Raw genomic sequence first — 12,523 nt, forward strand, 5'->3', positions numbered from 1 at the left:
GGAAATATTTTAACATTAGCATCGTGATCTGCCGCAGTAGTTCCTAGTGCGCCGCGCTTCTTTGCCACAAGCTCGCTACCTGAAATAGAGTCCCAATGCACAACCTCATCTTCTATAGTAATAAAGCCGCCAGAGCCAAGCTTGGGGCGGTATGAGCCGCCGTTGTCCCTAAACAAGTCCGTAGATCGTAACGGTATAGTAGCAGTAGCAGCTAATACTCCTGTTGTGTCCATGTGTACTTGATCTATATCGATAAAGGTAACAGGAAATTCACTTACAGCAGACCTATAAATGTTTCCTCTTAGGTTTTGGGTTATTATCTTTGCTGTTTCTGTGCCGTCAGCAAGCTTCAGTGGCTCTGTGTCTGAGTCGCCCCAGCAGTTAAGAACCATTGTCCATTCCCAACGTATCTCTGGTGCTAGCAAATACCGAGATACAAACTTTCTTATGCCAAAGCCGGCCGTAGTCGTGCCTTCTAGTTTATATTGAACCTGTCTAAATCCGTACCCGGCTGGCTGTTCGATGTGCGTGTCTATCTTCAAATCATCTTCTGCTAAGAAGTCCCCTAGATCTGTCCATGTACCTTCTTGATCAAACTCATCGTTTCTTACATAAAGATCCATTGTGTCTGTTGGGTCTATTGAATCAGTGTCGCCGTCAAGAACTATTTCAAAATTCTCTTGAGATTTATCTACCATAGGAAAATCACCGTCAAATATTGAAGTAAGCAGCCGCCAAGACTTTTGGCCGGTTAAATTAAGCTCATCAGTATCTATTTCAAAATAAGCGTTTCCTATAGTTTTTTCATAGTATAAAAGAACATATAGTTTGTCGTTAAACCACCAAACACGATCAACTGCGCCTTGATCTTCTACATCGTCAGAGCCCGGGTTTTTAACAAAGGTGCTAGTTCTGGCATATGTATACATACCAGAACCATTAAATACAGCCACTCTTCCGTCTACGTTGTTACCGGTGGTGTAGTCGTAACCCATGAGGCGGTCAAAGCGAGTTGACCCCTCAACACTTGAGTTACGATATATCATCCACATACGATCTTTGCCAACACAAACATCTTGCGGAAACCCAACCTCTGAAATGTCATACATCTTTTCTACTATTGAGCCGTTTGTTCGCCACATTCCGTCAGGCATCCAATAATACAACCAGCCCCTAAGCTGAGTAGGGAAGCGGAAGTTGCGCTCATCAATACTTGAAGAGGCATCATGCACAGTTACCAAGCCAATGCCGTCATAAGCATAAAGACCGTCTTGCCGGGACATATAAATTCTATTGCCATATAAAAACAGCTGCGCGGTGGTGTCGCCGTCTGTTTTGCCAGTGCTACCAACTAAGACATAAGACCGGCTTGAGGTATTGCCAGTATAACGATAAAGATTAGTATTCAAATTTAGCCCGGACGTACCATAAAGTTGACCCTTCCAAACTATTAGCTGTGAATAGTAGCCACTACCGGCTGTGATTTCCGTCACAGTTGTAGAAGAGAGCGACATATACCAGTGGCCGTTTGTAGCTGTTGCTATATGTAGATTATTGTTCCAAATAACCATTGAACTTATGGTTGCAGTAACCCCTGAAAGAGAAGCCGGAAGCGTTAAAGCTACTTCTGTGCCAGACTTATCAATCCGCACAATCCTATTAGTAGCGGTGTTGAACGTCCGGGATGCTATAAAAGTATAGTCTTTTGAAGAACAAAATGCGTACGCCGCGGCCTTTGTGCCGCCTAAAAGACCGTCTTCGGCGACTGGCGCAGCAACAGGGTACAAAGAACCGTCATCATAAATGGGGTAAAGACCTTCTGAGCCGTAAAAAGAAGTGTCGTCTTCCCAAAACCTTTGTAGTTGGCCACCTGAAAAGTTGTCTATTGTTTTAGATCTAAGTAAAGAAAAATCTGTTTCTTCTTGGTCGCCGCCACCGATTCGAGGTATAAAGCTATTGGCTACGCTTTTTTGATAACTGCCAATCCGGTAACCAACGCCATTTATTGCTACGTCATATTTAGTATTATCAAATGCCATTATTGACTACCGTATAGCTGGGCTCTTTCTTCTATGTATTCATCTGCTTTGTCTGCGTAATATGTTGCTTCACTTTCCATATTATCTACAGCCCTAGCGCCAGATGATTGAGCATAGATATTATAGCGAGACTTGTCGCCTAGTAAATAATCAAAAAATTCTGACATCATATACCAGACTATCGGAAGGAAGAACTCGCCAGGAAGGCCGGGAACATCATCAGACACTACTGCGAACTTTTCTAGTCCGTAAATGCGAAAAGCGCTCACAGCAGTATTAAGTTGCTGAATGCGCAGGGAAGTGCCGTGGCGGAAAATAGAATCCACAGGATAATAATAAGACTCATAAGCTTCAACAAGACGGACATCAGTTAATGGAGTAGTAAGAGCAGATAAATCTATAGTGACTTCACCGTATGTGTCTGGTGCTGCCGCAACTGTCTGGGCGCCAATCTCTTTTTGTACTTTAGGGTACAAACGTGCGACAGCAGCTTCAAAGAAGTCTTCTATCTTTGTGTCAAATGTGGTTATGTCGTCTAGCGCAAGTTTTGACTTGGCTGCCGCTAATGCTTGTGCTTTTGTCATTACAGCCCCTAGTAAGGAACTCTAGTTGATTTTTCGAGTAGCTTTTCGTATTCTTCGCGATCTATCGCGACAACACTTCTCGCACCGTCAAGAACTTCTATAGCACCAGTATCGTCTGTTGCTAGAAGGCCAAATCTTACATCTTCGCCTTCTTCGTTCTTGGCCTTATGCGGGACAAACCTCACTGCATCAACTCCGACCTGTGAGCGGTCTTCGTCATTGCTTAAGTGTATGGAGAGTCCCGCAATCGTGGATTTAAAAAAACTCTTATCTGCAAGAGTGTCTATTTCTTTCTCTTCTATCGTAGTATCTTTTGACTTCTTAGCCATGCCGTACCTTTCAAAGTTATGTGGGGGCTGTATCACGCCCCCACGTTATTAAATCACACTATTCTAGGTAGTTAAACCGTATAGTCGTGCGTGTGCCTTTTCCTGGCCAACTCGTAGTGTGTACTTACCACGAATAACTTTGTGCTGTCCGTCCTGGCCTGGTGTGGTTGCATCTTCCGTATGGAATGAACCCTGTACACCGTTGTTGCTATAGTGACCGATTGCAAGATGCTCTGTGTCTAGGATCCACAACTCATCTTTAGCGATAGACTGATCAACAATCATATCAAGATCGTGCGACAAGATACCACTTTGCCAAGTCATAGTGTTCGGGTTGCCCCCAACTTTTGACTGTGGGTCTTTCTTGCCAATCCTTACTAGGTTAGCATCTAGAGCATCAAGCTTTTGCTTCTGTCTAGGAGACATAGCCAATAGCTTTGGATCGCCGCCGGCTTCAACAATGGCAAGAATCTTCGCATCAATGGCTGCAACTGTTACAGCTCCACTGACATCGGTTACGTTGGTTGTAACAAACTGTGTTAAACCGCCCATGTAACGAGTCTTAGTAGAAGAATTTTCGTAACGAACTCCGTATAGAACTGCTTTTGCAAGCTGTCTATTGATTTCTATGAATCGGCGCGCTACTTGGCCAGTCATAGGGTTGCCAGCCGTTGAAAGCTGCGCAATCTCATCATTTGAAAGTTCTACTCCTCGTGTAAACGTCTGCACGTAGTTATACAATCGAGCGCCATTATCTGCTACAGCAGCTTGTGCTTGTGCGTTCTCAGGATCCGCAGTACCAAGGCTTATTGCTGTTTTAGATGTATGTGTCGCATCGGTTGTACCGGCAGCACCACGAGTTACTGTTAGTGTGGTTGCACTGGCAATCGCACTAACTTGTAATACTTCGTCTTCAATTTTTATAAGTTCATAAACCTGATACTGATAAGCATCATTCACTGTAAGCGTAGTTGCACCGCTGGCAATCGTTACAGTTTCTTCACGTACAGCAAGAGCTGTTTCTGTCCATTCGTGCTTAGTAGATTTAGCCGTAAAGCCGTTCGTACCAAGTCGCTTCAAAAGCGCAATGTTCTGGTTACCGGCATCGAGAAAATCGAGGCCATTTTTTAGATCGAGAATATGATCAGCGGAATCGCTGAAAGTTGTTTTAGCACCTGCTACAAATGACATGTTATATAAGTTCCTTCAAAATTAAAATATTATTTTGTAGGCGTTTGCTGAAGATCGATCATTTGTTCTAGTGAGTTAGTACTCGGGTTTTCACGAAGCTTCTTCAATTTGGCAGCCTTGTCCTCAGGGGACATGGTGGGCGTACCCGCCTTTTCTATATCTCCAAGTCGTCTTTGGGCTGCTTTATCAACGCGAGCTTGTGTTTGAGCGGCCAGTTCTTCGAACTGATCATCAGATGTTGCTGCTTTCAAATCAGATAGTTCAACGTCAGGATATTTCTCCTTATTCGCTGGATCAGAAAGAAACTCATTAATGTCGTCTTTCTGCATCTGCTCGGCAGCATATTGCTCGGCGTTAGTAGCTCTTTCTAGTGCCTCATCAGAAGTGCTGCGATTTTTATCGCGCTGTGATTGAAGATTCTTCAAGTCACTCTTCTTTATAGTCACTGTTTCGTTGTCGTCTGTTGTCCCCGGAACATCCTTTGTTGGCGGGGTTGTCGCTGGCGTACTCTTTGGTTCGCCACCAGTCCCTGCCGGATCTGTGTTCTCGGGAGTCGTTTGACTTTCAGCCATACTTACTCCTTGTTAATTGATACCTTTAAAATATACCAGTAATCTTAAGCATATACAACTTTTTTCCGGCCTCTTTTATATTCGCGCAAGTTCTTAAATCTTTCAGCATCCCGGTTAGTTCGCTCAAGGTTTCTCTTATATGCAGCAGCCGATCTTGAATAGCCTTTAACAGCAACCCTTTGTGAAGCCTTTTTCTGAGTCTTCCACTCGTCCCACTGTTTCTGAGTCCAGTCTTTGCGCTGATTATATTCAGGGTTTTCTGCAAGAAGTTGCTTTCTGACTTCAGGCGTTGCATCACCGTACTTGCGCCAAAATTGGCCAGTCTTGTATTTCTCCATACTTGCGGCAGTTTTGAAATGTTTACCTTCAAACTTATAAGGAGACTCTTTGCGCTTGTAGTTGCTGCCAAACTTTTTAGTATATGCTGACCAGTCGCCGCTGGCTTTTGCTTTTCTGTAAGCCAAGGCTTTAGCGGATGTCTTTGAGCCGTATTTCTTACGAAATGCTGACCAGTCACCGCTCTTCAAAGCAGCCTGAACAGTTCGGGCTTTTTCTGCTGATGAATACGTGTCGGAATTGATCCAGTCAAACCCTTTCAAGAATGGGTTATTGTCAAAATAGCCGGCTGCGTTTAATTCATCAAGCTTTTTAGTCGCCCACTGTCCTTTGGTGCCTTTTGGCTGTTTCGCATATTCGTCATATAGAGCTTTGTTTTTTTCGCGAGCGGTTTCTTTTTGTTTTTTAATACGAACCGTTTGTTCACTGTCGTATTTAGAAAGAAGTCCTTTATAAAACTCATCGGGTGTTACACCAAACTTTTTAAAAATAGCTTGGCGTTCTTTTTCTGCCGTTGGGTATGGTAAATCCTTCCAACGCTCTGAGTTGCTAAAGTATGTTTCAACAACTTTAGCTAGCTTCTTGGTTTTTTTGAATCCTTCGGTATCAAATTGCAGCCCTCTAGGCTTGCCAAAGAACGCCGCAAGATCTTGATCTGTCTTTGCGCGTGGATCCAAAGACCTTGTATAGTTTGGTTTTGTTTCGTCGTATCCTTGTTTGGTTTTTGTGAGCCCATAGCCTTCGGAGCCGGCTTTTCCAATATAATTGGTAGCAGGTCTGTCAATACCTTTATCCACAAGGGCCGCTTTATACGCCTCGTACCCCATATCAGCTTGTGGAAACTTTGTGCGTAACCTAGTTAAAAAGGTTGAATCCTTGCCCTTGATCTTCCGGCCAAAAGAATCCTTGCTGGCCGCATATTCGCTAGCTGCTGCAATGTATGGATTTGGCCCAAGACCAGATAAACCTTTTTCTGAGAAAGCATTGAATGGCGTTGTGTAATATTTATCACCAACACGCAGCCGGCCTTCAAAATACTTTGCATTTTCTGCCCGGAAAATCTCAATGTCTTCTTCTGTATAGCCGTACTCTTTGAGTTCAGGAATCATTTTATCAAACTGTTTTTTAAAATCGTTCTTCTGGTATTTATCAATACCGTTATACAGCTTGGCCATAATTGGGGTGTCAAAAGGCATAGTAAGCGAAGCTTTCGCGAGATTTTTTTGGAATGCATAAAAAGGAATCATTGCCTTTACAGGACGTTCAATATTTCTGATCTTATAATTGAAAAAATACTTATCAACTCGCTTTAGCGCAGCTTCTGGTTTAAATCCTTTTTTGATTAAAGCATTATAGGCTGCGGTTCGGGGGTTGTTTTCAACTGCCGCATAAAACTTATCAAGCTTGCTCTTCCCGCCAATCTCTTTAGCTAGGTTTGTCCGGACGTTCGCCGGAACCTTAGCAAGTGATTTCTTGGCGTACCCTCGTCTGAGCATTTTTGCTTGCTCTTTAACATAGCCCGATCCGCCAGAAAGAACGCCGGCTTGTGCGTTATAAATCGTGTTATTAACAGTCCACGCAGGACGATATTTCAAAACTGATTTCTTCCAAAGTCGGGTAGGGGATGAAACTATCTTTCTAATTTTGTTAGTTTTAGACTGTGTTCGATCATATGCTTTTTGAGCTTTTTTGCGAGCCGGCAAAACACTGTCATCATATCTTTTTAACAGTTCATCACGCTCTTTTACTAGGCGTGATTTTTTATAGTTAGAAGACTTCGCAAACTTGCTGTCTAAATCGCTTTTAAAATACCGATCTATCGCACCTTGCTTCAAATCTTCTGCTGACTGGTTAGGATTAATGCGGCGCTTTTTCTTACGGAAATTATACCCGTCAAGATCATCAGCTTTATCGCGAATCCATTTAGTATACGGAGAATAAAAAGCCTTGCCCTTGCCAACCCTAGTATTCCCGATATTATCCGCAAGCTTTAGTTTCTCGGAAAAGTCTTCCCATTTCTTGGCGAGATCCGTTAACGACTCTCTAGTAAATGCTTTGTTTTTTCCTATCAAGCGTAGCGCGTCCCTACGAGACAACTTACCGGCTACAGTCCTTTGAAGCACTCGAGCTTCATCGTCCGTCAACTTCGCGAGATCGTCAAACACAGAGATATCAAGCTTTTCTTTGCCAACCAGCTTTTTATTAATCTGATTTATGCGAGCTATTATTGCATCTTGGCTTGCGCCCTGTGTTTTCTTCGCCGCGGTTATTGCTTCTTGTAGTTGTTCTTCGGGAGACTTATATTCGGAAAATAGCTTTTTAACCGTCTTATTTTCAGCGACAGTATTTTTGACGTATTTTATTTTTGTAGAGGCTTTTTGCGACCATGAAAATACTTTTGATTTCTTCGCGACATCAGAAGCACGTTTATATAGGCTTGTTGATTTTGCGGCGGCTGTAGCTCCCTTGGTGACAGCTAGTACTGACAAAGGATCAGAAGCAAACTCTTGAGCGCTGTTTTCAAAGCGCTTGTTTTTGTTCATAATGTCCCAATACTCTTTTGCTAGTTCAGTTTTTTCTGTGTCGTCATTACTCGCTTTAAACTTGCTTACAAGTCGGCTTTGTTCAGGCGAAAAACTATAGCCCGAAGAAGTTCGGCCTTTTTCTAGCAACTTAAAAGCGGCAGCTTTATCAAATTCTTTATCGATATAAGGTTTTATATTGGCGTTTCTTTGATTAAAAGTTGCTTGCCATGCCGTCTTGCCGGTTTCTGTTCGTTTGTCTGATCCGCCGCCACTTCTATAAATATCTCTGTCTTTAGTGTTCAAGTTCCCAACAAAGTTGTACAGACGAGCGGGCGCGGTAACAAGACTCGGCTTGCTCTCTGAGCCTTCCCCTAAAGTATATTTAAAAATCGGGTTTCTCCCGGCGGCTTCTATGCCTTTTCCAAAGCCGGACAGGATCTTGCCAGTCAAACTTGAAAGTTCTTCTTCGGCCTTAATGCCATAACCCTTCATTCGACCCTCAGTAGCTGCGCCCTTATAAGTCAATTTGTCCAAGCTTGCTTTTATCTGCTTGTCGTATTCAGCGGCAAGAGTGTTAAGCTGTGTTGGATTTAAGTTCTTCTGCTGCTTTTTAAACTCTGCCTCTAAGCGAGCAATAAGAATATTATGATGATCTATCATCTGACCGTACTCCGCCACTCCAATAGTTGAAAGATGTTCGGCTCTCTCCTGTGCTTTAGAGCGCGCAGATGATTTGCGGCGGTCTGATCCAAATGAAATTTTATCCCAGCCCTTGCCAAAAAGACCACTAGAAACATCTGTAGAATAGTTATCAATTTCTTTTTTGGCTTTATCTTCCCACTCATCCATGATGCTTTTATATCGATCAGCATCCGTCCACTCGGGAACATTTAACTTTGTTGGGGCATAATCCGCGCCAACACGAATATTAAGGTTTTCTTTATAATTCTTAACACTCAAGCCTAATTTTTCTTTGTTGGCGACGACTTTTGAATCTAGCCCGCCTTGAACTTTCTGGCGTAACGCTTCCTTCCGGCGCGCTACTTCTTTTTGGGCGGCGGCTTTCGCTGCAACTGCGGCGCGCTGAATTTGTGCCTGAGTTGCAGCTCTTTGAACTGCGGCGCGCTGTGCGCTTGACTGCGCTTGTGGGTTAACAGTTTTCTGAAAAGAACTGCGCGGGGCAGTTTTTTGAGGGTTTCCGGTTCTTTGAACTGGGTACTGTTTAGGGACAACGCTACGAGTTGGGGCGGTTGTTACTTTTAGTTTGCGCGTATATGTTGGGGCGCTAGTAACTTTTAAACCGGTATAGGGTTTCTTTTTAGTCTGATAACTTTGCAGTATTTCTAGTGCGCTACGAGCCATTTGAAACGCCGCTTTCAGGAGCTACGGCAGGCGCGGGGGCTTCTCCTGTCGGGGCATTGTTCAATAATTGGCTTGTGCCTTCGGGGTTCAATAGCGGATTCGATTGCTCTTGTTCCAGAAGATCAAGCTCGTCTTCCGGGGACAAAAAGTCAAACATTTCGTACGCAGTTGTTCTTGAAATAACACCTTGAGTAACAGCATTAAGAGCCCATTCGCGCTGTTTGTTTTCGTCTTTAGGTGTGACACCCTTAGGCGTAACAACATTCGCATAATTACCATCAATATGATCTTTGCCAAACGTAACAGAAAAAGCTGAATTTGTAGTATATTTTTTCTGGCCGTCTTCCATACCAAGAACAGTGCCGCCGGGCGCGTAACCACTGAGCGAAACTGTTTCTTTTCGCGTTAAATTCATGTCGTAAGCGCGAAGTATCTTCTTGTTGATTGACTGGTGAAACGCAATCCAAGCAATGTTTTGATCTTCTATCAATCGTGAGGTCGGAGTAAAATAGAGCCCTAAAGCTTCGCCGGAAGTGTTCGCGCCAACGCTCTCGCCAAAAGATGCGCTAGAAAAGCCGCTCAATCTCATCATGTGCTGAATGATTCGATCTTCGTGTTCGTTCAAAAGCTTGACATCGTTTACTTGCAAAAGACCAAGCTCGCCCTGTCGACCAAGCCCAACAAAGCCCCCGCCGCTTTTCGCGAGGTTGCTTTTAATATCGTCAAATTGACGAGTAACTACATTTCGTCCCCAAACTACAGGGTTCGCCATTCTGTCGCCAATACTTGCGCGCTGTTTGTTAACGTGATTAAGCTCCGCCTGCGGTGGAACAAGCGGAGTTAAATAAAAACTACCGTGGTTGTTTTCGTTAACATCATCGAAAGGCATGCAAATATCTATAGGAATTTCGCCCATCTGGTGATCGTGTTCTTCTTCGATCATAGTGTCGCCAACCCAGGCGGTGCGAGTTTTGTCAGTCCATTTTATCGCCTGCAAAAACCAGTCTTGACCGTCAATGTGTTTTAGCCTTCCCATAGAATTAAGACCAACAGGAAGAGAACCGTCACCGGTCGGAGTTTTGCCGTACCGGGCTTCACACTCTGCTTTTGTAATAGGGAATACAGCCCAAAAAGCCATTACTCTTTTGTCGTTGTCGTTTGAAAGCTGCCAATAACAGTGGCGCGGGTCGTAACGACTTACAGTCGCGCAGCGATTTTTTTTATCAAATCCTACTTCGGAAATGGCCGCAGATAAAATTGTTGCATCTCTAGCCCAGCGGCGCTGAAGCAGCGGGGTATTAGATTTACTATGCACAGCATACAAAATTTTTTCGCGAATTGAAGCATTTTCTCGATCTAAAGGGCTTGAAGGCACTTTTATACCAGGAAAAGGGGAAGTATAATGAATGTTTTTATCAGCAAAAACTTTTAATAGGTTTATTGTCAAATCTTTGCGAAGGGAAGTATCGCCGGCCTTTGGCTTATAAAAAGCTGAATGCAAATAATAACTTCTGTTCAACTCCATATCCCCATGGTAATCATGGAAATTTATTATTGAGTCGCCCAGCTCTGAGTTTAATTCGTCAATTGTTTTTTTCTTCACGTTTTACACCTCGCCCACAAAATGAAGTTCGGCGAAGCCGGAAAATACATCATCATTTTCGTGAAATTGTTTAATTGCCAAACCATTAGCCATAACCGTATCCTGCACAATGTCTTTGTCGTCCCAAATATAGCGCTGATGCTCACGAAAGAGCAGGGGAATTTTTGGAATTTGAACCATTTTGAAATCAAAAGCGTGTTGCATTAGCTCTATCATATTTTGTTTCGACGTTTTTGTAAACATAAAAGGGTAAGAAAAGCCGTCTAATCCTTCACTTATGCTATCGCCAACACCAGTACCGTCATGCTCGCCTACGGTGTCCCAAAATTCTACCGTTTCCCGGCAAATTGCAAGAATTTCATTCCACTCACAAAATCCAGCCTCAACATATTTAAATTCAACCATTTTAGCAGGCTTATTGGTGACATCGTAAACGCAAATTACTGTCGGGTCGTTTTTGCGGCCAAGATCAATACCGTGTACATACTGGTGATTTTCCTCTTTCGGAATACTCCACCACTCAGTTATTGCACCTCTTGGGTCGTCTTTTTGTTTCAAATAGTTGCGCACAAATGCTTTTTCAATCTGTCTAACTGAAAAAACAGTACCCACGTTAGCATCAAATTCGCCTTCAAATTCTTGTCGCCACGCAAGATCCGTATATTTTGGCCGGTTCGTGCGATACCACTCACCAAGCTTTGCTTTCGCGATTATTTTTTTTACGAGCCCTTTATCGTCAGACTCTCTCGCTTTCATATATTCATCATAACAGGGGTTATACGTTGGAACATCCCACCAAGCATACTGGAATGTCGTAAAACCCATGTTGTTTTCAGATTCAAAAATTTGCGCGAATAAATTTGCGCGACCTTTAGGAGTTGAAATGGCAGTCACGCGGCCTTTTGTCTGAGATAAAGTTGCGTTGGCAGCTTGCCAAATGTCTTCTGCATACTCGATAAAAGCAAGCTCGTCAAAGACAAGGTGGGTTGCAGAAAATGATCGCCCCGATTCCTTCGAGGACGCAAGGCTCGAAATTTTTGCGCCGATTTCGTTGGTCGTAACTCTCTCGTTCGTTTTGACCAACTTAGGGGCATTCGGGTTATTTTTTCGGACAGATCTCAAGATGTTATACACGTATGTATGAAAGTTAATCGCCGCATCTTTGTCTTTCGAAATAATAACAATCTGAGCGCCCGGGACATTATCAAATTCCCACGCGACCTCTGCGGCAACAATCGTAGATATGCCACATTGTCTTGGTTTGTTGATAATACGAAACCTGTCCCGGCAGGCCATAAAAGTCTGCTGAAAAGGCCAGGGCTCTAGCGGAATCTGACCCTTACCAGGCAGCAAAATTGTAGGCTGATACTCAAGAACCCATGCTAATGGGTTCAATGTCGCCGTGTACTTTCGCTGAGCTTCCGTTCCCGACTCTATCCACGCTTCCCGATTCCATATTTTCATTCAATGCCCTCTGCTTAATTTTTTCAATTGCTTCTTCATAAGCAGCTAATGTGTCAATGTAAGTCCGCGAATTAAACTGAGCGGGGTTTGAAGTTGACTGCTTATCGAGCCGCGCAAGTAATATCTGCAATTTATGCGCCTTCCAGTGCAGGGGATTGTTTGGTATAAAAAGCGGCTGGTTCTGGTCTACAAAATTTATATTGTATTTTTCGCCACTAGTATCGAAAAGGGCTTGCTGTGGTTGATCCTCTGTTTCAGTATCCATGAAATTATAATACCACATTCCAAAAAAATTTTGTGCGATCACCTGGTACAGAGAGAGCAAAAGACAAAGGGAAGGTGGGGGCAGTATAGTATGGAAGAATGGTAATGAAATGATGATCAAAGATCTAGAGATTTGATTTGTTATGAGGGGGGGATCGAACGTATGTGTAGAGATAGAGCTGATGCTGGTGACTCTCACCCCTGTTGTGTGTTCAAAGCACAGGCTGCATTCCTTTAATATAAAAATCGATGTG

At 43.4% G+C, this 12,523-nt stretch carries 9 protein-coding genes; all 9 read right to left on the bottom strand.

Annotated elements, in window-relative coordinates:
• Positions 1–2,039, bottom strand: a 2,039-nt coding sequence (locus Q0241_RS09780) for a hypothetical protein (protein WP_299376740.1), incomplete at its 3' end; no start/stop codon positions are given.
• Positions 2,039–2,623, bottom strand: a complete 585-nt coding sequence (locus Q0241_RS09785; RefSeq protein WP_299376743.1) for a hypothetical protein — start codon at positions 2,621–2,623, stop codon at positions 2,039–2,041. The genes Q0241_RS09780 and Q0241_RS09785, both read right to left, overlap by 1 nt.
• Before the next feature lie 8 nt (positions 2,624–2,631).
• Entirely contained in the window at positions 2,632–2,952 is a 321-nt protein-coding gene (locus Q0241_RS09790) for a hypothetical protein (RefSeq protein WP_299376745.1), read from the bottom strand.
• A gap of 63 nt (positions 2,953–3,015) precedes the next feature.
• The gene (locus tag Q0241_RS09795) at positions 3,016–4,032 is read right to left on the bottom strand and encodes a DUF5309 family protein (protein WP_299376748.1); all 1,017 of its coding nucleotides are present in this window, start codon (positions 4,030–4,032) and stop codon (positions 3,016–3,018) included.
• 140 nt (positions 4,033–4,172) lie between these two features.
• Positions 4,173–4,715 (bottom strand): hypothetical protein, encoded by a 543-nt coding sequence (locus tag Q0241_RS09800; RefSeq protein ID WP_299376751.1) that lies wholly within the window; start codon positions 4,713–4,715, stop codon positions 4,173–4,175.
• A gap of 44 nt (positions 4,716–4,759) precedes the next feature.
• Positions 4,760–8,938, bottom strand: a complete 4,179-nt coding sequence (locus tag Q0241_RS09805) for a hypothetical protein (RefSeq protein WP_299376754.1) — start codon at positions 8,936–8,938, stop codon at positions 4,760–4,762.
• On the bottom strand, positions 8,928–10,541 hold the full coding sequence (locus Q0241_RS09810; protein ID WP_299376757.1) for a hypothetical protein: 1,614 nt from the start codon (positions 10,539–10,541) through the stop codon (positions 8,928–8,930). The genes Q0241_RS09805 and Q0241_RS09810 overlap by 11 nt, the downstream gene beginning before the upstream one ends.
• A 3-nt stretch (positions 10,542–10,544) precedes the next feature.
• The gene (locus Q0241_RS09815) at positions 10,545–12,005 is read right to left on the bottom strand and encodes a terminase family protein (protein WP_299376760.1); all 1,461 of its coding nucleotides are present in this window, start codon (positions 12,003–12,005) and stop codon (positions 10,545–10,547) included.
• The coding region (locus Q0241_RS09820; RefSeq protein ID WP_299376763.1) for a hypothetical protein at positions 11,911–12,523 on the bottom strand (613 nt) is incomplete at its 5' end. The genes Q0241_RS09820 and Q0241_RS09815, both read right to left, overlap by 95 nt.

It is taken from the genome of uncultured Kiloniella sp., assembly GCF_937128705.1.
Lineage (GTDB): Bacteria > Pseudomonadota > Alphaproteobacteria > Kiloniellales > Kiloniellaceae > Kiloniella.

Coding starts and splice junctions, on each gene's coding strand:
- Q0241_RS09785 (WP_299376743.1), bottom strand. CDS start 2,623: ATGACAAAAGCACAAGCATTAGCGGCAGCCAAGTCAAAACTTGCGCTA.
- Q0241_RS09790 (WP_299376745.1), bottom strand. CDS start 2,952: ATGGCTAAGAAGTCAAAAGATACTACGATAGAAGAGAAAGAAATAGAC.
- Q0241_RS09800 (WP_299376751.1), bottom strand. CDS start 4,715: ATGGCTGAAAGTCAAACGACTCCCGAGAACACAGATCCGGCAGGGACT.
- Q0241_RS09805 (WP_299376754.1), bottom strand. CDS start 8,938: ATGGCTCGTAGCGCACTAGAAATACTGCAAAGTTATCAGACTAAAAAG.
- Q0241_RS09815 (WP_299376760.1), bottom strand. CDS start 12,005: ATGAAAATATGGAATCGGGAAGCGTGGATAGAGTCGGGAACGGAAGCT.